The organism is Agarivorans sp. QJM3NY_30, assembly GCF_050870855.2.
Lineage (GTDB): Bacteria > Pseudomonadota > Gammaproteobacteria > Enterobacterales > Celerinatantimonadaceae > Agarivorans.
Window position 1 is genome coordinate 2,400,563 of record NZ_CP194038.2, and the last position, 22,472, is coordinate 2,423,034.

Annotated in this window: 18 protein-coding genes and 1 pseudogene; 10 read left to right on the top strand and 9 right to left on the bottom strand. The window is 42.0% G+C overall.

Features of this window, described 5'->3' with window-relative positions; genetic code table 11:
* Positions 1 to 22: 22 nt before the first annotated feature.
* Complete coding sequence (locus ACRRSX_RS10990) at positions 23 to 736, bottom strand: pseudouridine synthase (protein ID WP_432453171.1); 714 nt, start codon at positions 734 to 736, stop codon at positions 23 to 25.
* A gap of 48 nt (positions 737 to 784) precedes the next feature.
* On the opposite strand from ACRRSX_RS10990, the gene ACRRSX_RS10995 reads away from it, so the two are divergent.
* Positions 785 to 1,408: a single-stranded DNA-binding protein gene (locus ACRRSX_RS10995; protein WP_432456181.1), complete on the top strand. Its 624-nt coding sequence runs from the start codon at positions 785 to 787 to the stop codon at positions 1,406 to 1,408.
* On the opposite strand, the gene ACRRSX_RS11000 is transcribed toward ACRRSX_RS10995, so the two are convergent.
* Positions 1,405 to 1,908 (bottom strand): DUF3087 family protein, encoded by a 504-nt coding sequence (locus tag ACRRSX_RS11000; RefSeq protein ID WP_432453170.1) that lies wholly within the window; start codon positions 1,906 to 1,908, stop codon positions 1,405 to 1,407. The genes ACRRSX_RS10995 and ACRRSX_RS11000 overlap by 4 nt on opposite strands.
* Positions 1,909 to 2,113: 205 nt before the next feature.
* Here ACRRSX_RS11000 and ACRRSX_RS11005 point away from each other — a divergent pair, with 205 nt between their 5' ends.
* Complete coding sequence (locus tag ACRRSX_RS11005; protein WP_432453169.1) at positions 2,114 to 3,277, top strand: efflux RND transporter periplasmic adaptor subunit; 1,164 nt, start codon at positions 2,114 to 2,116, stop codon at positions 3,275 to 3,277.
* Between the two features lie 10 nt (positions 3,278 to 3,287).
* A complete protein-coding gene (locus ACRRSX_RS11010; protein WP_432453168.1) occupies positions 3,288 to 6,410 on the top strand; it encodes an efflux RND transporter permease subunit in 3,123 nt (1,040 codons plus the stop codon).
* A gap of 129 nt (positions 6,411 to 6,539) precedes the next feature.
* On the opposite strand, the gene ACRRSX_RS11015 is transcribed toward ACRRSX_RS11010, so the two are convergent.
* On the bottom strand, positions 6,540 to 7,772 hold the full coding sequence (locus tag ACRRSX_RS11015; RefSeq protein WP_432453167.1) for an HD-GYP domain-containing protein: 1,233 nt from the start codon (positions 7,770 to 7,772) through the stop codon (positions 6,540 to 6,542).
* Between the two features lie 186 nt (positions 7,773 to 7,958).
* Here ACRRSX_RS11015 and ACRRSX_RS11020 point away from each other — a divergent pair, with 186 nt between their 5' ends.
* A complete protein-coding gene (locus tag ACRRSX_RS11020) occupies positions 7,959 to 8,570 on the top strand; it encodes a flavin prenyltransferase UbiX (RefSeq protein WP_432453166.1) in 612 nt (203 codons plus the stop codon).
* Between the two features lie 35 nt (positions 8,571 to 8,605).
* On the opposite strand, the gene fur is transcribed toward ACRRSX_RS11020, so the two are convergent.
* From fur to ACRRSX_RS11050, 6 genes and pseudogenes are all read right to left on the bottom strand, one after another.
* Positions 8,606 to 9,043: a ferric iron uptake transcriptional regulator gene (gene fur / locus ACRRSX_RS11025; RefSeq protein WP_432453165.1), complete on the bottom strand. Its 438-nt coding sequence runs from the start codon at positions 9,041 to 9,043 to the stop codon at positions 8,606 to 8,608.
* 358 nt (positions 9,044 to 9,401) lie between these two features.
* Entirely contained in the window at positions 9,402 to 9,992 is a 591-nt protein-coding gene (locus ACRRSX_RS11030) for a lytic transglycosylase domain-containing protein (RefSeq protein WP_432453164.1), read from the bottom strand.
* 85 nt (positions 9,993 to 10,077) lie between these two features.
* On the bottom strand, positions 10,078 to 10,605 hold the full coding sequence (fldA, locus tag ACRRSX_RS11035; RefSeq protein ID WP_432453163.1) for a flavodoxin FldA: 528 nt from the start codon (positions 10,603 to 10,605) through the stop codon (positions 10,078 to 10,080).
* A gap of 21 nt (positions 10,606 to 10,626) precedes the next feature.
* On the bottom strand, positions 10,627 to 10,905 hold the full coding sequence (ybfE, locus tag ACRRSX_RS11040; RefSeq protein ID WP_432453162.1) for a LexA regulated protein: 279 nt from the start codon (positions 10,903 to 10,905) through the stop codon (positions 10,627 to 10,629).
* A gap of 19 nt (positions 10,906 to 10,924) precedes the next feature.
* Positions 10,925 to 11,146, bottom strand: a complete 222-nt coding sequence (locus ACRRSX_RS11045; protein ID WP_432453161.1) for a DUF2788 domain-containing protein — start codon at positions 11,144 to 11,146, stop codon at positions 10,925 to 10,927.
* A 55-nt stretch (positions 11,147 to 11,201) separates the two neighbouring features.
* Positions 11,202 to 11,968, bottom strand: a pseudogene (locus ACRRSX_RS11050) (alpha/beta fold hydrolase).
* 185 nt (positions 11,969 to 12,153) lie between these two features.
* On the opposite strand from ACRRSX_RS11050, the gene ACRRSX_RS11055 reads away from it, so the two are divergent.
* The 6 genes from ACRRSX_RS11055 to ACRRSX_RS11080 all read left to right on the top strand — a co-directional run bounded on the left by ACRRSX_RS11055 (position 12,154) and on the right by ACRRSX_RS11080 (position 22,198).
* Positions 12,154 to 12,714, top strand: a complete 561-nt coding sequence (locus ACRRSX_RS11055) for a replication initiation regulator SeqA (protein WP_432453159.1) — start codon at positions 12,154 to 12,156, stop codon at positions 12,712 to 12,714.
* A gap of 40 nt (positions 12,715 to 12,754) precedes the next feature.
* Entirely contained in the window at positions 12,755 to 14,404 is a 1,650-nt protein-coding gene (pgm, locus tag ACRRSX_RS11060) for a phosphoglucomutase (alpha-D-glucose-1,6-bisphosphate-dependent) (RefSeq protein WP_432453158.1), read from the top strand.
* A gap of 495 nt (positions 14,405 to 14,899) precedes the next feature.
* Positions 14,900 to 17,374, top strand: a complete 2,475-nt coding sequence (locus ACRRSX_RS11065) for a glycogen/starch/alpha-glucan phosphorylase (RefSeq protein WP_432453157.1) — start codon at positions 14,900 to 14,902, stop codon at positions 17,372 to 17,374.
* Between the two features lie 101 nt (positions 17,375 to 17,475).
* The gene (gene astE / locus ACRRSX_RS11070; RefSeq protein WP_432453156.1) at positions 17,476 to 18,525 is read left to right on the top strand and encodes a succinylglutamate desuccinylase; all 1,050 of its coding nucleotides are present in this window, start codon (positions 17,476 to 17,478) and stop codon (positions 18,523 to 18,525) included.
* Between the two features lie 209 nt (positions 18,526 to 18,734).
* Positions 18,735 to 21,785 carry a D-2-hydroxyglutarate dehydrogenase YdiJ gene (gene ydiJ / locus ACRRSX_RS11075; RefSeq protein WP_432453155.1) on the top strand — a complete coding sequence of 1,017 codons (3,051 nt, stop codon included), beginning with the start codon at positions 18,735 to 18,737 and terminating at the stop codon, positions 21,783 to 21,785.
* Entirely contained in the window at positions 21,782 to 22,198 is a 417-nt protein-coding gene (locus ACRRSX_RS11080) for a hotdog fold thioesterase (RefSeq protein ID WP_432453154.1), read from the top strand. The genes ydiJ and ACRRSX_RS11080 overlap by 4 nt, the downstream gene beginning before the upstream one ends.
* Positions 22,199 to 22,472: the final 274 nt, after the last annotated feature.

The window sequence follows — 22,472 nt, forward strand, 5'->3', positions numbered from 1 at the left end:
AAATTTACTAATGATTTATGAGTCATTTGGCTTGTTCAAAGCTTGCTATTTCCTGGGGAGTCAAGGTTCTATATTCACCCGGTGCAAGTTGTTCATCGAGCTTTATTTGCCCAACTTGCCAACGATGTAAACCAAGCACTTTATTCCCTAAAGCGGCAAACATACGTTTTACTTGATGATATCGTCCTTCGGTAATTTGTAGGTCAACTTCTGTTGCACTGAGTGGCTCAACTAAAGCGGGTTTGGTTAATTTATCTTCACCACGCAACAAAATACCTTGTCGAAGTTGCTCTAAATCCTGCAAACTGAGCGATTCTGCTAGTTGGACTCGGTAAGCTTTATATTTCCCACTGTTGGGGCTAGTGACGCGATGGGACCATTGTCCGTCAGTGGTAAGCAGTAGTAAGCCACTGGTATCTAAGTCTAAACGTCCGGCTGCATGGAGTGCAACGGGTGCAGCGGTGGTAATTAAAGAGAGCGCACTTGGATGACCGGCTTCCGCGGCAGTACTCAGGTAGCCCGTGGGTTTATGGAGCATGAAATAATGCTGAGAGATTAAGCTTAATAGTTGACCATCTAGATGTACTTGTTGCTCCGCATACAGCGTTTGTTGTGCTTGTACCTTCAATTGGAGGTCAATTGTCACTCGCTTATTTTTGATTAGTTTTTTAGCATCACTGCGGGAAATGGACATTGCTTTTGAAAGGTATTTGTCTAATCGACAAGGGTATTTCATAATGGCCCTAATATAAGCATAAATGAGGATATTAACGTTAAATTGGCTATGACAACAAACGCTTTATGCCGCTCAGATATTGAATTATTGGGCAATATTGTAACCAAGCAAGTGACCCTTCGTTATTTTAGCGATGGGACTGCTATCACTCAATTTGACTTGTTGGTAAAGAAAAAAACGAAACCGCCAGCCAAGGAACGTGTAGATGTGTTCACGGTTACTGCACGCGCAGATGAAGCGGAGCGCTTAAAACAATATGCCAAAGCCGGAGATGGGGTGGTTGTCAAAGGGCGACTTAGATATCAAAAAGACTCTGAAGGGCGGATTATTAGCGCCATAGAAGCAGAACAACTAAGTTTTATTGGCGCGCCTACCCAGTTGTACTGGAACAAGTTAACCTTAGTTGGCCAATTGCTTAGTAAGTCTTCATTACGTCAGAGCGTGAATAACCAAAGTTATTTAAAGTTACAGCTAGCCACTGATGACGCGGAACCGTCACAGCTTACCAGCTGCAATCTGTGGGGTTACCCCGCAGAATTAGTTGATAAGCAATCGAATGTAGGTGACAAGCTAGTGATTGACGGTAGTCTAAAGAAAGCTTTTGCCGAAGACTTGCTCATTTCTCCGGTGCTGGTCGATGGTCATACATGTGTTTTGATCAACCAGTTCTAGTAAGCTTTTAATATCTCGCTGTGGTAATCGTTTATATTAATAACAAGACCTTGTTTTGCGATTGCCTCATCAAGCTGCTGTTCGGATAAATTCAGTTCAGTTAGCATGAGAGTGTTGTCGTCAAGTTGCCAAATTTGACGGCTTCCCTGATAGCTAAACTTGATTGCAGTGAAGGCATTCAATTCAGCTCGATCACAAGCTTGCACGAGAGAAGACATCTTTCGATTAATTTTGTTTAGTTCTTGTTTTAAATTCCAAATATAGACGACCTCATCAAACCAAGGCTGATTTTTGCAATAGCGAACGATTGGAAACATCGACACCACTGCGCTCACGACTCCAAGCAGATTGAATATAAAATTATCATCATTCTTAGAAAATAAGTAAATCCAACAACTTGACCAAACTAAGCTTAAGATAATTAATACCGTAGATATGCCAAAGTAGCAGTATCGGGAGCGAGTCTGATAACGTTGTTTGTCTACTGGTTTTAGTTGCATTATTGTTCCTTCAACGATATTTAAAGAGAATGATTCTAATAAATTATTAGTCATTATATATGACCAAACCGTGACTTTTATATCGCTATTTTTGATGATTTAAAAAAACTATCAATTATTCCAAATTCTCTAGTTTTCAGTTTGTTAGTTAGCAACTATGATAAACTTATAGTTTCCTCTTTTATATTGTTAACAAGGAATATTTATGAAGCGTTCCAAGGAAATAGGCTGCATATCTTCGGTGTTAGGAATGATGCTTTTGTCAGTCTTTTTTGTGAGTGGCTGCGATAACGCACCACCTCCAGCACCAAAGGTCATAGCAAAGGTTAAAGTTTTAGAAGTGACCACCAGAGAAGTCAGACCAAGTAACGAATTTGTTGGCAGAACTGAAGCCACCCAAGATATTATTTTAAAAGCAAAAATTAGAGGTGAATTAGTAAAAATTAATTTTGTTGAAGGGAGCATTGTCGAAAAGGATCAGTTGCTTTTTGAAATTGATCCTGAGCAATATACTACCGCGCTTAACGCTTCAAAAGCTTTAGTGGCTCAAGCGAAAGCTGCATTTGATACCGCGGTTCTCAATTTTAAACGCGGTGAAGGTTTAATTAAAGATAACTTCATCAGTCAATCTGATTACGATAATTTATTATCGAAAAAGCTTCAGGCTGCCGCTGCATTACAGAGTGCCCAAGCTGATTTAGACAATGCCAAGCTAGAACTTGGGTATACCAAGATATATGCGCCATTTACCGGACGGATTAGCCGTTCAGCTGTTTTTACCGGAGATTTGATTGTGCCGGAACAAACTGAATTGGCGAGTTTGGTGCAAATGGAACCTGTTTGGGTAAATTTTCAAATCCCAGAGAAAACTATTATGGCTGCGCAACGTGCCCATAAATCGATATCTACACCTTTCAAATTGGGAGATTTCCCAGTCAAAATGCGTTTCCCTGATGGCAGCATGTATCAAGAAACGGGCAAGATGGACTTTGTGGATAATCGGGTCGATGCAACGACGGGTACTTTGGCGATTCGCGCCGAATTTGCCAATAAAGATGATCTGGTGGTGCCGGGCTTGTATGTCACGGTGATCATTGAGTCACCTAATATGCAACAAGTGATGCTGATCCCGCAGCGTGCGGTTCAAGAAGATCAACAAGGTCGATATGCATTAATTGTGGATAAACAAAATATAGTTCAACGAAAAAACCTTGAGTTAGGGGAACGTTACGGGATTGACTGGGAAGTGAAAAACGGATTGGACAAAGGGGATTTAGTCATCAGCGAGGGCTTACAAAAAGTTCGTATTGGTGCTGAAGTCGAACACGAGATGGATACTATCCAGCCTTTCACTGAAGCTCAATCTTAAGGAGTCGGTGATGATTAGTAAGTTTTTTATTCATCGACCCAAATTTGCCTTTGTTATTTCTATTGTTTTAACTTTGGCTGGCTTGTTGTCGATCCCGGTATTACCGGTTGCTGAATTTCCCAATATTTCTCCGCCTTCCGTTTCGGTGACGACCAGTTATCCTGGTGCGAGTGCCGATGTGGTGGCAGACACTGTGGCCAAGGTTATTGAAGCCGAAGTTAACGGCGTTGAAAATATGATTTATATGGAGTCAAAAGGCGCCAATGACGGCAGTTACTCCTTAAGCGTTACTTTTGAAGTTGGTACCGACGTTGACATGGCGCAAGTGAATGTGCAGAACCGGGTTCAGCAGGCTATGCCTCGTCTACCTTACGAGGTCCAGCGCAGCGGAATTAAAGTTCAAAAGCAAGATCCCAATATTTTGATGATGCTCAACTTGATATCACCCAATGAAGGTTTAGATAATTTATTTCTGAACAACTATTTGGGGATCAACATCAAGGATAACCTTGCCCGAGTGAATGGGGTATCAAAGGTTAGCATTATTGGTGGGATGGATTACTCAATGCGGATTTGGTTAAATCCAGACCGAATGGCTAGTTTAGGTGTTAGCGTTGATGACGCGATTGCGGCTATCGAAGAACAGAATATTCAAGTTGCCGCAGGCCGGATTGGTGCAGCACCTGTGCCCCGGGATCAACAGTTTCAATATACCTTATCCACGAAGGGACGTTTAAGTCACCCCGAAGAGTTTGAAGAAATTATCGTTCGTTCCAATCCGGATGGGAGCGCCGTATATTTAAAAGATATTTCTAGGGTTGAATTGGGGGCGGCAAGCTATGATGCTGAAGCAAAACTGGATAATAAGGACTCAGCATTACTGTTTATTTATCAAACCAGTGGTGCCAATGCTTTAGAAGTCGCAAAAGGTGTTAGAGAAGAACTGGATCGCTTAAGTGTTCAGTTTCCCGAGGATATGGATTACAAAATCCTTTACGACACGACAGAATTTGTTCAAACCTCGATTAATGAGATGTTAGAAACGCTGTTGATTGCGGTGGCTTTGGTTATCTTTGTGGTTTATGTTTTCTTACAAGATTTCAGGCAAACCCTAGTACCTGCTATCGCGATACCGGTCTCATTGATTGGTACCTTTGCATTTCTATTGGCAACTGGCATGAGCATTAATACTGTTTCGTTATTTGCTTTGATCCTTGCAATTGGGATTGTGGTCGATGATGCGATTGTGGTTGTGGAAAATACCACCCGTTTAATGCAAGAAGAAGGTTTGAACGCTGTCGATGCGACTATCAAATCGATGCAAGAAGTGACAGGCCCTGTGGTCGCAACCACTTTGGTACTGTTAGCTGTATTCGCCCCTACCGCTGTGATGCCGGGAATCACTGGACAAATGTATGCTCAGTTTTCCATTACCATTTGTATCTCGGTACTCATTTCTTCCGTGAATGCCTTAACCTTGAGTCCGGCACTATGTGCCTCTTTATTAAAAACCCCTAAAGTTCATGAAAAGGGCTTTCATGCTGTCTTTAACCGCTATTTTGATAAAGCCACTGGGAAATATAGTGGTTTTGTATCGGGGATGGTCAGAAAGTTGTCGATTGTTGGAATTGTTTATGTGCTATTGCTTGGTGCGACTGGCTATTTTGCAACTTCATTACCGACTGGTTTTGTACCGACTGAAGATAAGAAGGCATTTTTTGTAGATGTTCAATTGCCTAATGGTGCATCAATTAACCGAACCAAAGACGTAATTGGCAAAATGGTTGACGAACTCAACCAGTTGGATGGTGTGACTAACGTTATTTCGGCTAGTGGTTATTCAATTATTTCAGGCGCGGTGTCTTCAAATGCGGGGCTTATGGTGGTGATTTTATCCCATTGGGATGAACGTAACGATCCCGCATTAATTGAGTCGAGTATTTTAGCAAAAGCAAATGCTGCGCTGAGTCGTTATGGCGAAGCGCAAGCGATGGGATTTTCGTTGCCGGCTTTACCGGGGGTGGGGACCGTCGCAGGTGTTGAGTTTTATATTCAAGACACCTTGGGGCGAAGTCCTGCGCAATTGGCCAGTGTGATGCGGGCTACCGCAGTAGAAGCCGCAGGCGTTCCGGAACTAGCCGCTGCTTTTAGTACTTATCGTGCGGATGTACCACAACTGTTCGTTGATGTTGATAGACAGAAAGCAAAAGTGCAGGGGGTACAATTGAATAGTATTTTTACCACGCTGCAAACGATGCTAGGCTCTAAATACGTCAATGATTTTAACCGTTTTGGTAAGGTCTTTCGGGTATACATGCAAGCCGAAACTGAATATAGAAACTCTGAACAAGATATTTCTCGTTTCTATATTCGCAATAAGTTTGATGAAATGGTCCCTCTAACAACTTTGGTGACTGTTGAGCCTAAATTGGGGCCGGAGTATATCAACCAATTTAACTTATATGGCGCAGTGAAAATGAATGCTTTCCCAGCACCGGGCTATAGTACAGGGCAAGCGATTGAAACGGTTAAACGAATTGCGGAAAATAGTTTTCCGGTCGGTTATACCTACGAGTGGTCAGGGCAAACTTATCAGGAGTTAAAAGCTGGTAATTTGGCACCGCTTATTTTTTCTCTAGCCCTCATTTTTACCTATTTGTTCTTGGTCGCTCAGTACGAAAGCTGGACGATACCTATTTCAGTGATGCTTGCGGTACCTATCGCGATTTTAGGGGCTTTTGTTTACATTTGGATTATGGGTTCCGATGTGAACTTATATACTCAAATCGGCTTGGTTTTATTGATCGGTTTAGCCTGTAAGAATGCTATTTTGATTGTTGAATTTGCCAAGCAATTGCGAGAAAGCGGTATGACAATTCGAGATGCTGCGGTAAAAGCTGCTCGCCTACGTTTTCGAGCCGTATTGATGACTGCCTTCTCGTTTATTCTTGGGGTGATCCCCTTAGTGATTGCGACTGGTGCAGGGGCGGCTAGTCGCGTGTCTTTGGGTTATGCGGTGATGGGCGGGATGATCGCAGCCACCCTTGTTGGGACTTGTCTGGTGCCCGTTTTTTACGTAATGATGCAAAGTATGAGAGAAAAAGTAAAAGGTAAACAAGACATTATCGAATAATAGTCCAATGACTAACTTAGATAAAAAGCGGAAATCAGTTGATGATTTTCGCTTTTTACCTAGAACACGCGTAAATGAATTTATTTGAAGTGAAGTAAAGCTAAAAATAGTAGGGCTAACGGATTTGAATTATTCTTGCTCGGGGTCGAAGAAATAACAACAGCGAAGTTTAGGGTCGAAATTCTTAATTAGCGCCTGCGGTACGTCTTCCCATTTTACAGTTTGACTAATTTTGACGTCTGACTTACTGAGATCGATGACGCTAGCATTGCTGAAGCTTTTACCTTTTTCTAAAAGTAAAACTCTCGGTTTAAGTTTTTGTTTAGGGTTGCTCGACATCACCATTGCATAAGTTTGATCGGATAAGCTTACTATGGAGCCGGGGGGGTAGATACCTAAAGTATTCATTAACTGCTCTAAGTATAACTTGTTATATTTTGTTCCTGCATACTTATAGAGAAAGGCGAAGGCTTCTTGAGGTGTGAGTTTTTTCTGATTTGGTAAAGGTGAACATAGGTGTTCAAAAGCATCAACAATCGACAGTAACTGAGTGGTTTTATCTAGCTCTTTTGCTTTTAAACCTTTTGGGTAGCCGCTACCATCTAATCGTTCATGATGATTTAGCACCATCGGCAGAATTTCTTTTGGAAATGAACCTGCTTTTTTAATCAGGTCAGCACTAAATTTAGGATGAGTTTCAAAAAAACTCTGTTCTGCGGATTCCCATTCATTGGGTTTTCTGCGGATCTGCTGGGGAACTTTGAGTTCGCCAATGTCATGAACCATCGCCGCAATACACAACATCGAACATTCTTTCTCAGTAAAACCTAAATTCTTGGCCACTAAAGCAGAGAGAACAGCGACATTTACGCTGTGGAAAAAAATATCTTCTTCGCTACTGGGTTCCAAAATAACATAAACACTATGTGGTGATTTAGATTTAAACATCAGTTGTAAAGTGATATTTATTTGTTCGAATATACTGTAATAAGCTTCTTCAGGTTTATTGGTAAATTTAGTCAAGGCCAGACGAAAACTCTCTGAATTACGTAAGAATGCTTTATTCGCACGTTTTTGAGCGTGCCTTAATTCTTCTAGTATTGCTTGTTCCGGATCGATTTCTGCGATTGCTTCTGGTGCTTGCTCGTCGGTCGTAGCCGTGGTCACTAAGTTAACGTTAACGGTTGATTTATTGGGGAAAACTGTAATCACATCTAGGCCTAAAGAACGAACAACAGTTAATTGTTCTTCATTTTTTATTTTGAAGCTATTTCGCATAAAAGGGTGGGCAGTCCAACCAATCGGTAAGCTAATATAATGACCAACCTGTAAGCTGTTGGTGGGGATTTCTACTTTAGACATAAGCCCGTTACATAAATTCCTTTTCCTTATTGTAGTTAATACCTTAGTTTTTATAAATGCTTTAAGCTGTATAATTAGTCGCTTAGCCGAATTAATGACGTTACAATTACCCTCAAGCCGAAAATCTTGGTATAAACCTGCCTCTCTTGCAGGATCGCTCTTAAAATCGAGTACAGTATTTACTGAATGAAAAACAAACATATAACCTTAGCTATTACTGGCGCGTCCGGTGTTATTTATGCTATCCGGGTACTTGAGTTGCTCATCGAAAAGCAATTTACAGTGCATTTATTGATATCTAGTGCGGCAAAGGTCGTTATTGCAACGGAATTAGGCGAACAGTGGCCAACCGCAAAAGATAAAGTAGAACAGTTCATGCAGGAACGTTTTAAAGCTCAAAAAGGGCAAATTTTGTTACCTGGTAAAACGGATTGGTTTTCGCCGGTCGCTTCAGGTTCTGCTGCACCTAAAATGATGTTGGTGTGTCCTTGTAGTATGGGAACTTTGGCATCAATTGCGATGGGCCTATCAGATAATCTGCTGGAGCGAGCTGCTGATGTTGTCATTAAGGAAAAGGGACGTTTAGTCTTAGTGCCGCGGGAAATGCCTTTTTCTGCGATTCACTTAGAAAATATGTTGAAGCTCGCCAGAATAGGGGTTGATATATTGCCAGCTTGCCCTGGTTTTTATCACAACCCACAAAGTATTGAGCAACTCGTCGATCATGTGGCCTCAAGGATCCTCGATCATTTAGGGGTAGATAATCAGCTGGTAGGGCGTTGGGGATATGCTCAATAGAAAACAGGTGTATGTTGTTACACCTGTTTGAGTTGTCAGTTTTCTTCAGAGTTTTCCGTACAATCTTGTTGAATACAGTGCCCATAAAGATAAAGACTATGATTAGTGAGTTGAATACCATTGTTTTTAGCAATGTCGCGCTGGCGTTGCTCGATCACTTCGTCGTTAAATTCGATGACCTTCCCACAATCAAGACAAACTAAGTGGTCATGATGATTTTGAGTATTTAACTCAAATACTGACTTTCCGCCTTCGAAGTGGTGACGCGTAACAATACCTGCATCATCAAATTGATTCAGTACTCGATAAACGGTTGCAAGGCCAATTTCTTCGCCTTGTTCAAGTAGTAATTTATATAAATCTTCGGCACTGATATGCTGGTTATTCGGTGTTTGTAGCAAATCCAGAATTTTCATTCTGGGTAGCGTAATTTTAAGACCCGCTTTTTTTAGTGCGTGATTATTATCAGACATAGGTGATTTTTATCCCTTGCTGTTATCCATTCCATAACTGCCCGTAGTATACGGGCTTACGCACTAAACACAAAGCCCCAAGCTAAAAACTTGCTGCATTGATGTGGGTTAAGCCAGCGAATTTGTGCACTTGGCTTCGTTTTCGCGATGAACCACTACTCGTAGTGACTCGCCGATTACTGATGAAGCTCGCACATAGACTAGCGATGATAGTCACTAGGAAAAACTGACAGGTTTATTCCCGCTATGCCCTCTAACAGTATGCTGTAATAGTTTGTTTCTACATAAGCGCTGCAGATAGATGTGAACTCTTGCAATCAAAGTGGAGCTAAAATGGAACGCTCTGTTAGTTTAACCGCTAATTAGTTTGGCTGAGGTTTTGTTTGTAACGTTTAATGACTTTACGGACATAATCTTGGGTTTCTTGGTAAGGAGGGATCTTAAAACCATAGCGTTTTACGGTATTTTCTCCTGAATTGTATGCGGCAAGCGCTAATTGCAGCGATTGGAACTCATCTAATAACCAGCGAAGATAACGGCTCCCGGCCTCTATATTTTGCTCTGGAACAAAGGGATCGGTGACTGAAAATCGTTTTGCCGTTGCAGGCATTAATTGCATTAAGCCCATCGCGCCACTGCGTGAAACAGCATTGTTTTTATAATTAGATTCAGTTGCAATGATGGCATGGATTAAGGCCGGATCGAGATTGTATCGCTTTGCGGTGTCAATAATCAGTTGTTGATAAGCATTGTTGTTGAGTGGATTTGGGGCCTGTACGATGGATTTTGGTTTTGCAAATGCTTTCGGGGTGCGCATTAACAAACGCCATTTTGAGTCTTTTTTCTCTTGAGAAAAATGCATAACCCCTTGTTGGTCCTGATAAAACCAAACATCGGCATAGCTAGAAAAAGACACTATCAGTGAAATTAATAACAGTAATTTTGGCAATGCTCAACACCTCTAGCCAAAGTTAAGCATAATTATTGCCAATTGTGTTAGTTTATTAAAGAAAAACTGGGCTTTGCCCAGTCACTTAATCTTCTAACTCAGCCAAACACATCTCTTGGTAGACTTGCTGACACCAAGCTTTCACGCGTTCTTGAGTTAACTCCGGCTGGCGATCTTCGTCAATGCCTAAGCCTACAAAATGTTTATCGTCAGCTAAGGCTTTAGATTCTTCAAAATCGTAACTCTCAATTGGCCAATGTCCAACAACGGTAGCACCTTTATTCACGACGATATCGTTGATGGTACCCATCGCATCTAAGAAATACTCAGCGTAGTCTTCTTGGTCGCCGCAGCCGAAGATCGCAACCAGTTTTTCTGAGAAGTCAATTTGTTCCAGGTCAGGGAAAAAATCATCCCAATCACATTGTGCTTCCCCATAATACCAAGTGGGGATCCCTAATAGGATCAGTGAAAATTCATCAATGTCTTCTTTGGTCGACTTGGCGATATCTTTCACTTCAACTAGTTTTTTACCTAACTCTTTTTGGATCATTTGTGCAACGGCTTCGGTGTTGCCGGTGTCACTGCCAAAAAATATACCTACGCTTGCCATATTTTTCACCTGTATTACAAACTATTGATTTATTGAAAATTGACTATTCAATATTTTTTCAATCAATTCACTTCTGCTAATACCTGATTCGTCAGCTAATTGATTCAGTTTTTCGAATAGGTGTTGTTCAACTTTTAATTCTATTCTTTTAAGCCCATTTGCACGATCTCGTTTAAGTTGATTTCGTTTGTTGGCTTTCAATTGATCTTTGCGTTCTAAGGGGTTGGTTCTTGGCCGACCCACTCTTTTTTCGCTCGCAAATAGATCAATTGTGGTTCGATCTGTATTTTGTTTTGCCATTACTTTTAGAAACAACCGTTTAGCCTAAACCACTACCTTCCCAAGATAGCTGAATTAAGCCTTTTGCGACAAAGCCTGCACATCCTAAAAACAATACTAACCATACAACGGCGCGGCCGAAGGGGGGAACATTGCCTTTTTTGAGTACATCTTGAATAGCCATGCCAATAAGAAAAAATAAAATAACAAAGCCAATCGTTAAGGCAAGGCTTTCTATTTGATCGATGTATTGAGCAAACATGGCTATCCTCGGGAGAAAATTCGACGCGCACTATATCACAAAGCACAGCGAGGTGTTAAATATGCGTGCCTAAAAAACGCTCAGTCAAACGATTGAAAGTAGCAGGTTTTTCGGCATGTAGCCAATGTCCGGTCGCCGTTATTACTTTTAATTCAGCTTTGGGGAACTGTTGTACGGTACTGAGTTGCTGCTGACTAACAATATAATCCGAATTTTGTCCTTTGATAAACAAACAAGGCTGATTAAAGACGCCTAAAGGTTCCCAGTCAATAATGTTGTGGTAGCACCGAGATAATCGTTGGACATCAAATAACCAAGTCCAACCATTTTCTGCTTTAATTAAGGACTTAAGCAGAAATTGTCTAACACTTGGTTCATTAATATAGTGGGCTAACAATTGGTCAGCTTCGCTTCGACTGGTTACGGTGGCTACATCAAAGCTGTTTAAACCGCTAAATACCGCTTGGTGGTTATGTTGGTAGGCGACAGGTGCAATGTCTACCACCACAATTGCAGACACCAGGTCAGGGTAAAGCTGGGCGGTGGCCATTGCGACTTTCCCCCCATCGAATGGCCGACAATAGCACATTGCTCAATCGCCAGTTGGTCGCATAGATCTTTTATGCTATTCGCTTGGGTTTGGTAATTCATTGATTCGCTGCGTGGTGAGAAGCCATGATTGAGCGCATCAACACTAATCACTTGATAATCATTTTCAAGCAAATGTTTCGCTAATATACCTAAATTAGATAAGCTGCCAAATAGGCCATGAATTAGTAAAACGGGGTAGCCCGTTCCTTGTTGTTTGTAGTGCAATTTCAAAATTTACCCTCTGCTCATTCGTCGACTAGTCTGCCTATCTCTCCTCGTATCTACAAGCCCTAAAAGGTGAGTTTAGTGGGCAAAATTTCAGCTTTTAATAGACTTATAAGGGATTAATGATGAGTTATTAACTTTGCTATGTATAATAAATCCATATTTAATCTGGCTTTATAAATAAAATGGCAATGAAGACTATAGAAATTGAAGATGACTTGTATTTATACATTGCGGGACAAACTCAGCACATCGGCGAAAGCGCCTCTGATATCTTAAGACGCTTACTGGATGCACAATCCCAATTAAATGCCAGCTCAGAGTTAAATGATGCTCGCGTTGGTTCTCAAGCACTACCGTCTGTGCCAGCAGAACCAGTGATGGGCGAAGATGTCGAAGCGGATAAAGTTATTTCTTCTATACAGCATGTTGAATTTGATTTTTCTGGTATCGCAGAAGCGGGCAGCTCCACCAAACGATTTTTAGCGTTACTCTCTCAACTTTACTGCTTAGACCACTCTCGTTTTGCTAAAGCTTGTGTGATTAAGGGGAGTAAGCGGGAGTACTTTTCTCAAGCGAAAGAAACATTGTTAGCCTCTGGGAAAACGAGTAAGCCCCAAGCCATTCCTGCCAGCCCTTACTGGGTGATCACCAATACTAATACAGCCCGAAAACGTTACATTCTTCAGCATGTCGCTAGTGAGATGGGCTTGCAAGCAATACAAATAGAGCGTGTATGCGAGGCGCTCTAAACTTTTTTATTTTATAACTTAAGCAACGGAGACGCTATTAATGGCTATTCATCCTTTAGCAGGTAAGCCAGCTCAGGCTGAGCACCTAGCAAACATCCCACGTCTGGTCGCAGATTATTATTTGCTTGAACCCGATGTGAATGTACGCGAACAGCAGGTGGCATTTGGTACATCAGGACACCGCGGAAGTTCGAGTCAGCGGGCTTTTAATGAAAACCATATTTTGGCGGTCAGTCAGGCGATTGCAGAATATAGGGCAGAGCAGGGCACAACTGGTCCTCTATATATAGGTAAGGATACTCATGCTTTATCTGAACCAGCATTTTGCTCGGCAATTGAAGTGTTTGCTGCGAATGGTGTTGAGGTTCGCTATCAGGAAGGCTTGGGCTATACCCCAACGCCAGTTATTTCACATGCGATTTTGGCCTACAATCGTTTAGGTAAAGAACAAGCAGATGGCGTAGTGATTACACCTTCTCACAATCCACCAGAAGACGGTGGCTTTAAATATAATCCGCCAAATGGCGGCCCCGCCGATAGTGACGTGACCAAGCTTGTACAAGATCGGGCCAACGAAATTTTAGCCAATGATCTAAAAGACGTGAAACGTTTAAGCTACGACGCTGCGATTAAAATGCCGTCAATTGAAGCGATTGATTACATCAAACCTTACGTAGACGATCTAGCCAATGTATTGGATATGGATGCGATTGCTAAAGCAAAAGTTAAAATTGGTGTTGACCCTCTTGGTGGAAGTGGGATTGCTTATTGGCCTGTGATTGCCGAGACTTACGGTTTAGATATTGAAGTTGTTAATAAACGGGTAGATCCGACGTTCTCATTTATGACTTTGGACAAAGACGGTCAAATCCGTATGGATTGCTCGTCGCCTTATGCGATGGCGAGTTTAATTGCGCTTAAAGACAAATTTGATGTCTCGGTTGCCAATGATCCTGATTATGATCGCCATGGTATTGTCACCAAAAGCAGTGGTCTGTTAAACCCTAACCATTATTTAGCGGTCGCCATTGATTATCTGTTTTCTCACCGCGAGCAATGGCCTGCCACTGCCGCTATTGGCAAAACACTAGTGTCCAGTTCAATGATCGACCGTGTTGCCGTAAAACTTGGCCGCGAGTTAAAAGAAGTGCCAGTTGGCTTTAAGTGGTTTGTTGATGGTTTGTTCGATGGCAGTATTGCTTTTGGTGGAGAAGAAAGTGCTGGCGCTTCTTTTCTTCGCAAAGATGGTGGCGTTTGGAGTACTGATAAAGACGGCATCATTTTAGCCCTGCTGGCTGCCGAGATTATTGCAGTTACAGGCAAGGATCCTGGTGAACACTATCAAGCTTTTGTCAATCAATTTGGTGAACCTTGTTATAAACGTATTGATGCACCTGCGAGTATCGAGCAGAAGGCAGTACTAAGCGCACTTGATCCAGCCATGGTGGAAGCTCAAACTTTAGCTGGCGAGCCGATCATCGCTAAGTTGACTCGTGCTCCGGGTAATGATGCAGCTATCGGAGGACTTAAAGTTGTCACCGAGAATGGTTGGTTTGCGGCACGCCCTTCGGGCACTGAAGCGATCTATAAGATCTATATGGAAAGTTTTAAGGGTGAACAACATTTAGCCCAGATAGAACAAGAAGCCCAAAGCATCGTTTCGGCGGCCTTAGCGAAAGCTGGTCTATAAGGCCGCTGTCACACCATGTGAATTTAAATTCATATGGTGTGACTTTTTATTCGATGAAAACGTATGCCAGCTGTATTAAATTGCACAAGCTGTAATATTCTTGTTACAAAGTGCTCCTACAATAACCAAGCTGAAAATGTATTTAAACCTGCTCCCAAGACCCCGTATTAATTGATTCCGATCAACATTTTTTGTGATTTGCCAATGAAAGCATTTTCAAGCTCTAGGCTTTTCTAGGGTTTTCTTTACACTTCGTTTCAGTTCTTTTAGTTAAAATGTACTTTTGTAAATAAATGCATAAAAATTTAGTGTTGCGAGAGGCTTTTTTAACTAAATGTGATGTCGAACGTATATAATATTCGTTTGCATCGGTAACATGAGCTTGGAAATTTTTCCGGGCACTTGAAATTCACGACTAGCATTTGTTGTTCGGTTAACCAACTGATGCTACGTTTGAAGATGTCACCACAAAGGTTAGATACAAAGGAAATCCACATGGCCGCTAAAAAGGCAAAAGCAAAAAACGCATTAGCGTTATCGAAAGAGCAATTTAAAGATTCAATCCTGAAGCATTTGCGCAGTACGCTCGGTACTGACGAAGGACGCGCTAATAATAAGGCGTGGTGGAAAGCAACATGTTCGTCAGTCAACGAGTTGGTCTTTGAGCGTTTAACTGAAACCTCAAAAGCAAATGCAGAAAATGATTCAAGGGCTGTTCATTATTTTTCTTTAGAATTCTTGATGGGTCGTTTAACGGTCAACAATCTGCATAATGTTGGTGTTTTCGAAGCCGCTCGCGATGCGTTGAGCGATTTAGGCAAAGATATTAATGACATCTGCGATGAAGAACCAGACATGGCCCTTGGGAATGGTGGTTTAGGTCGTTTGGCGGCTTGCTTCATTGACTCTTTAGCGACTTTAAATTACCCCGCGGTCGGTTATGGCATTCACTATGAACATGGTTTATTCCGTCAAGAAATTCAAGGCGGTCGCCAAATTGAACGCCCCGATAGCTGGCGCGAGTATGGTAATCCTTGGGAAATTTGCCGTCCAGAGTCAGTTCAGGAAGTCCCTTTGTACGGTTATGTAGAAACCGTATTCGGTGAAGATGGCAAAATGCGTAAAGTTTGGCACGCGGGTCGTCAAATTAAAGGTGTGCCATGGGATATTCCAGTGGTTGGCTACGAGGCTAAAACTGTGAACGTATTACGTTTGTGGGAATCTAAAGCCGCTGACTTCTTTGATTGGGATGTATTTAATGCCGGTGGTTATATCGATTCTCAGGCGGAGAAATCTCAAGCCGAAGCGGTCTCTAAAGTACTTTATCCAAATGATGAAAGTGAACAAGGTAAAGAGCTTCGCTTGATTCAGCAATATTTCTTCTGTGCTTGTTCACTGAAAGATATTATTCGTCGTTATAAACGTAATCACACCGACTTCTCACAGTTTTCTAAGCAAGCGGTAATCCAGTTAAATGACACTCACCCAACTGTCGCTATTCCTGAATTGATGCGTATTCTGATCGATGAAGAAGGGCTGGTATGGGACGACGCTTGGAAAGTATGTAGCGAAACCTTCGCTTATACTAACCACACTCTATTGCCTGAAGCTTTAGAAAAATGGGCTGTTTACTTGTTCGAGAAAGTCTTACCTCGTCACCTTGAAATCATTTATGAAATCAACCGTCGCTTTTTAGAAGATCAAGTTGAAGCAAAATGGCCTGGTAACGATGAAATGAAGCGCCATTTGTCTATCATCGAGGAAGGTGAAACACGGATGGTCCGCATGGCTTACTTATGTGTTGTCACTTGTTTCAAAACCAACGGTGTGGCAGCAATGCACTCTGAATTGGTAAAACAGGATCTATTCCCCGAATTCAGTGAATTATGGCCAGAACGTTTTGAAAACGTCACAAACGGTGTCACGCCTCGTCGCTGGTTGCTCGCTTGTAATGAAGAGTTGGCTAGTATGTATACCGACTTAGTTGGCGATCAATGGCCTCGTGATCTGACTTTATTGAGTAAAGCCAACGCTTTTGCGGATGATGCTAAATTCCAGAAGCAATTCATGGATATTAAACACACCAAAAAAGTTCAACTGGCTAAAGTAATCCAAGAGCTATGTGATGTTGAAGTCGATCCAAATGCGATTTTCGATATTCAAATCAAGCGTCTTCACGAGTACAAACGTCAGCATCTAAACGTGCTACACATTTTGGCCCTATACCGTCGCTTGTTGGAAAATCCTAATTATGAAATGAACAAACGTGTGTTCATCTTCGGTGCGAAAGCGGCACCGGGTTACAAGCTAGCTAAAGACATCATTTACGCTATCAACAAGATCGCTGATAAAGTTAATAACGATGAGCGTATTCAAGGTAAGTTGAAAGTCGTATTCCTACCAAATTACCGGGTTACACTGGCTGAAAAATTATTCCCAGCTGCAGATGTTTCTGAGCAGATTTCTACTGCCGGCTATGAAGCTTCCGGCACTGGTAACATGAAATTTGCGCTGAACGGTGCATTAACTTTAGGTACTCTTGATGGTGCGAACGTTGAAATTGCTGAAGAAGTGGGCGAAGACAACATCTTCATCTTCGGTTTAAATTGTGACGAGGTGAAGGCACTTAAAGCAGCTGGCTACAATCCATGGGATTACTATTACGGTAACCCAGAATTGAAAGCGGTTCTTGATTGGTTAGAAACTGACTTCTTTACGCCTGGCGCACCAGGTGAGTTGTCAGCGATTAAGCACAGCCTGTTAGAAGGTGGTGACCCTTACCTATGCTTGGCTGATTTTGCGTCTTACTCTGAAGCAAATATCGCAGTTGATAAGCTATACAGCGACAAAAAAGAATGGGCACGTAAAGCAATTATCAACTCAGCGTCTGTCGGTAAATTTAACTCTGACCGCTCAATTGAAGATTATGTTGATCGTATCTGGCATCTTGAAAAAGTCTTGCCTAACTAAGCTCAGTTTATGAGATACAAAAGGGGGACTTGGTCTCCCTTTTTTTATGTCTATAAAAACCGCATACTGTGTTGTTCTTAACAGAAATGAAGGGATGAGATGTGTCAAAAACCGCATTATTAAAACAAGGTATATTGGCCTATACGCTCGCATCACCACGAAGTACAGATACCTTTAGCTTTTACTTGCAGAATAAAACCAAGGTTACAGTGAAGGGAGCAGGGTTATTTTTATTTGAACCGAAGACGACTGCCCAGCGGGTGGTGATTTTATCTGCGGGGATCCATGGTAATGAAACCGCGCCGATTGAGTGTTTAGATGTTTTGGCTTCTCAGATATTGAGCGAGCAATGGCTTATTTCTCAACCGACTTTAATTATTTTGGGAAATCCGCCAGCCATGATTGAAGCAAAACGAGAATTATCGGTGAACCTCAATCGTTTGTTTACCGGACAATATCAACAGTACCCGGTATGTTATGAAGTGAATCGGGCAAAACAACTGGAACAAATGGTGGCGGATTTTTACCAGCTATATCCTAAGCTGACGCGTTATCATCTTGATCTACACACCGCAATACGCGCATCCAAATACCCTAAGTTTGCAGTTTACCCTTACACTCATGCAAAAGCTTGGAAGCTTAGTAGCTTAGCGCTGTTACAAGCCTGTGGTGTAAATTGCGTATTATTCTCAAATCAAGCAGCGGCAACATTTAGTTTCCACAGTAGTTTTGTTCATGGCGCAATAGCATTTACCGTGGAATTGGGTAAAGTCCAGCCTTTTGGGGAAAATGATTTGTCAAACTTGGCTGACTTACAATGCAGCCTGATTCGTTTAATGAGTGCTGAGCCATTGGATATATGGAATTTTCAAGCTGAGCAGGCTCAGCTGTTTGAAGTGAGCGATGTGATTGAAAAAACCAGTTCAGAATTTCGGTTTAATTTTAGCCCAGAACAAGCCAATTTTAGTGAGTATCCAAGTGGCTATTTATTAGCCCGTGATGGCGTAAACAATATCGTTATTGAGGACGGTCCGAAAGCAATAGTTTTTCCAAATGATAAAGTTGCCATCGGTCAACGCGCAGTTCTGTTGGTAAAAAAAATGAGTCGTCAGTCGCTTTCCCGGGCGTATGTTTCTGGGAAGCTGGTTTAATAAATTTGCAAGAGAGTTGAATGATATATAATCAGGTTTGATTTCTACAGAGTTAAATTTTTATATTCAACCATCTGCTTAACAGGAAGCGCTGTTGTTTAAATGATTTTTAGATGATTGATTTGTTACAACGAAAGGCATGCAGAAGGGCTTTTTGGCGTGATATAATCCCGTCAAATTTTAATACCTTGTGTTGGGACAACGGATTTATGATCCCGAAGTTAAGCCCTAAAAATTCTCTTGAGTCTCTGTATTTAGATTATTTACAAAAACTTGAACAATCATCTTTCACTGGTGAGATAGCAACCTCTTACGCGAGTCGTTTGTCTGTGGCGACAGATAACTCGGTGTATCAGTATTTACCACAAGCGGTGGTGTACCCGAAAGGCACTGCGGACATCAAGCAGCTTTGTCGGATCGCTTCAGCTTCGTCTTTTGAAAGTATTAAATTAACACCGCGTGGTGGTGGTACTGGTACCAACGGTCAATCTTTAACCGAAGGTATTGTGGTTGATTTGTCCAAGTTTATGAACCAGGTATTAGAGCTAAATGTTGAACAACGTTGGGTGAGAGTGCAGACTGGCATCGTAAAAGACCAACTTAATGCAATTTTAAAACCCCATGGTTTATTCTTCTCGCCGGAACTCTCGACCAGTAATCGGGCAACTCTTGGAGGCATGATCAATACTGATGCCTCAGGACAGGGTTCGATGGTTTATGGCAAAACCAGTGATCATGTATTGTCGCTCATTGCGGTGTTGGCCAATGGTGAGGAACTAAAAACCGGCAGATTAGCTGTTGATCAGCTTGATCAGCAGCGTCCTTCGCTTCGTCCTATATTTGATGCGGTCAAGCATGCCTGTATCGATAAACGGCAGCTCGTAGAAGATAAGTTTCCTAAGTTAAACCGTTTTCTAACTGGCTACGATTTAAAAAATGCCTACCATGCGCAGAGTGATAGCCTCGATTTAACGCGTATCTTATGTGGCTCTGAAGGCTCTTTAGCTTTCATTACTGAAGCTACACTTGATTTAACCGAAATTCCCAAATTCAGAAGTCTAATTACGGTTAAGTATGATGCCTTTAGTTCAGCGCTACAGCACGCCCCCAGTTTGGTTGCTGCTCAAGCATTATCGGTCGAAACGGTTGACTCGAAAGTGCTTAATCTTGCTCGCCAAGATGTCGTTTGGGAGAGTGTAAAAGAATTGATCCGAGATGTACCAGAGCATGATCTGCAAGGTATTAATATTGTTGAGTTTGCCGAAAACGATATTGAACTTCAAGGGCAAAAAATTGCGGCACTGGAAGCGATACTATCTCAAGCTGACGCTCGCGAACTTGGAGTGATTGGTTTTCAACGCTGTGACGATTTAACCAGCATCAACGCGATTTACAATATGCGTAAAAAGGCTGTAGGTTTACTGGGGAATACCGATGGTGCTGCAAAGCCTGTTGCTTTCACCGAAGATACCTGCGTCCCACCAGAGAACCTCGCTGACTATATTACTGAGTTCCGCGAGTTATTGGACTCAAAAGGTTTACAATACGGCATGTTTGGCCATGTTGACTCTGGCGTATTGCATGTTCGCCCTGCTTTGGATATGTGCGATCCTCAGCAAGAAATTTTGATGCGCGAAATTTCTGACCAAGTGGTTGCCTTAACCGCTAAATACAAAGGCTTAATGTGGGGAGAGCACGGTAAAGGCTTTCGGTCGGAGTATGGTCCCGATTTTTTTGGGGATGAGCTATTTGCAGAATTACGTAAAATCAAAGCCGCCTTTGATCCGCATAACCAAATTAATCCCGGAAAAATCTGTACTCCTTTACACAGCGACGAGCATTTAGTCTCAGTTGATGGCACAAAACGAGGTCAATACGATCGAGAGATCGCCATTGAAGTAAGAGATAGCTATAAAAATGCCATGGATTGTAATGGTAATGGCTTATGTTTTAATTATGATACGGCTAGCCCGATGTGCCCATCTTTTAAAGCAACAGGAGACCGACGCTACTCTCCCAAAGGTCGTGCGGGTTTGATGCGCGAATGGTTACGGCAATTAGCGAACTTAAAAATAGATCCATTAGAGCAAGAGCAAAAACTCAAAACTCGCTTTGTTGCTCCGGATAATTTGTTGTTAAAAATTCGAAATAGCATCGCCAAGAGTAAAGGTGAGTATGACTATAGCCATGAAGTATATGATGCGATGCAAAGCTGTTTGGCTTGTAAAGCCTGTACTACGGGCTGTCCAATTAAGGTTGATGTGCCGACTTTTCGTTCGCGCTTCCTAAATATTTATCATGGCCGTTATCTACGACCCATTAAAGATTATTTTGTTGCTTATGTTGAAAGCTATGCTCCACTGATGGCAAAAGCGCCAAGACTCTTTAATCAGTTGATGGCACCGCAGTGGGTCGACGCCTTGGTGACCAAAACCATTGGTATGGTTGATATTCCCAAGCTTAGTTTTCCAACCTTAAAACAACGGATCCCCGAATCCTTAGTTAGTCAGTATGACTATAAAATATTGCAAAATTTAAGCGAGCAACAAAAGCAACGTACAGTACTCATTGTACAAGATCCCTTTACCAGTTTTTATGAAGCGGAATTGGTGGAAGATTTTATAAAGTTAGCCCAGAAATTAGGGTTTAATCCGGTATTGTTACCATTTAAGCCCAATGGTAAACCTCAGCATATTAAAGGCTTTTTAAGTAAATTTGAAAAATCTGCGCAAACTTCAGCTGACTTTTTGAATCAGGTGAGTGAATTAAATATACCAATGGTGGGCGTAGAGCCTGCCTTGGTATTGTGTTATCGCGACGAATATTTGCATGCTTTGGGAGATAAACGCGGCAACTTTGAGGTTCAAGTTGTTCAAGAATGGCTGCAGCAGGTTCAAGTTTCTCAAGATTTGAGCTTTGGCGTGAGTGATCATGAGCCGTGGTACTTATTTGGTCACTGTACCGAAAAAGCATTAAAAGCAGATGCTTTTGCTCAGTGGCAACAGGTATTTCAATACTTCGATGCTCAGCTGCAAGATGTTGCTGTTGGTTGTTGTGGAATGGCTGGTACCTATGGTCATGATGCCAAGCAGTTGGCAACTTCTAAAGCGATTTATGATTTAAGCTGGAAACATAAAATGGCAACTTTACCGGTAGAACGTATTATGGTGACTGGCTATTCTTGTCGTAGCCAGGTGAAACGCATCGAAGGTCACAAACCAAAACATCCGCTGCAGATATTATTGGAGATTTTAGTTTGAGTATATGGCAGTTACCGATGTCTCTGGAAAAGCTGAATGCCATGGGCGAGGGCAACATGCTCGCTTATTTAGGTATTGAGTTTATCGAGATTGGTGACGATTATTTGGTGGCAACGATGCCTGTGACAGCCAAAGTAAAGCAACCTATGGGCTTGTTACATGGCGGGGCTAGCGTGGTTCTTGCTGAAAGTATTGCAAGTTGTGCGGCCTATTGTGTTGCGGGGGACGGCGCAATGGTACTCGGCTTGGAAATTAATGCGAATCATATTAAAGCGGTTAGGAATGGCGAGGTCACAGCGAAAGCTCAGCCAATCCAGTTAGGCAAATCGATTCAAGTTTGGCAGATCAATATTACTCAACAGCAGCAATTGGTCTGTAGTTCCCGTCTCACGGTGATGGTTAAGTCAAGCTAAGCTCGCCAGACGGTTCAGTCCTTCTCTTGAGAACTGCGAACAACATCATCATGGGAATGCACCGCATCGATTAACCAGGCAAGGGGAGTTTGCGCAGTAAATTATAGCAATCGAACTCATTATCGCTTGATTCTTGCTTGTCTGAATCACCGCTAACTGCGTCATGTATCTTGTCATGAGAGCCACCAGTGACTGCGCTCCATGCCTAGTTATCGGCAGATTTATTCTGCGCAATAAGTTGATCATATAATGAGTCAGATTAGTATTAGAAAAT

Coding starts and splice junctions, on each gene's coding strand:
- ACRRSX_RS10990 (WP_432453171.1), bottom strand. CDS start 736: ATGAAATACCCTTGTCGATTAGACAAATACCTTTCAAAAGCAATGTCC.
- ACRRSX_RS10995 (WP_432456181.1), top strand. CDS start 785: ATGACAACAAACGCTTTATGCCGCTCAGATATTGAATTATTGGGCAAT.
- pgm (WP_432453158.1), top strand. CDS start 12,755: ATGGCTATTCATCCTTTAGCAGGTAAGCCAGCTCAGGCTGAGCACCTA.
- ACRRSX_RS11020 (WP_432453166.1), top strand. CDS start 7,959: ATGAAAAACAAACATATAACCTTAGCTATTACTGGCGCGTCCGGTGTT.
- ACRRSX_RS11055 (WP_432453159.1), top strand. CDS start 12,154: ATGAAGACTATAGAAATTGAAGATGACTTGTATTTATACATTGCGGGA.
- ACRRSX_RS11045 (WP_432453161.1), bottom strand. CDS start 11,146: ATGTTTGCTCAATACATCGATCAAATAGAAAGCCTTGCCTTAACGATT.
- ydiJ (WP_432453155.1), top strand. CDS start 18,735: ATGATCCCGAAGTTAAGCCCTAAAAATTCTCTTGAGTCTCTGTATTTA.
- ybfE (WP_432453162.1), bottom strand. CDS start 10,905: ATGGCAAAACAAAATACAGATCGAACCACAATTGATCTATTTGCGAGC.
- fldA (WP_432453163.1), bottom strand. CDS start 10,605: ATGGCAAGCGTAGGTATATTTTTTGGCAGTGACACCGGCAACACCGAA.
- ACRRSX_RS11005 (WP_432453169.1), top strand. CDS start 2,114: ATGAAGCGTTCCAAGGAAATAGGCTGCATATCTTCGGTGTTAGGAATG.
- fur (WP_432453165.1), bottom strand. CDS start 9,043: ATGTCTGATAATAATCACGCACTAAAAAAAGCGGGTCTTAAAATTACG.
- ACRRSX_RS11015 (WP_432453167.1), bottom strand. CDS start 7,772: ATGTCTAAAGTAGAAATCCCCACCAACAGCTTACAGGTTGGTCATTAT.
- ACRRSX_RS11010 (WP_432453168.1), top strand. CDS start 3,288: ATGATTAGTAAGTTTTTTATTCATCGACCCAAATTTGCCTTTGTTATT.
- ACRRSX_RS11000 (WP_432453170.1), bottom strand. CDS start 1,908: ATGCAACTAAAACCAGTAGACAAACAACGTTATCAGACTCGCTCCCGA.
- ACRRSX_RS11065 (WP_432453157.1), top strand. CDS start 14,900: ATGGCCGCTAAAAAGGCAAAAGCAAAAAACGCATTAGCGTTATCGAAA.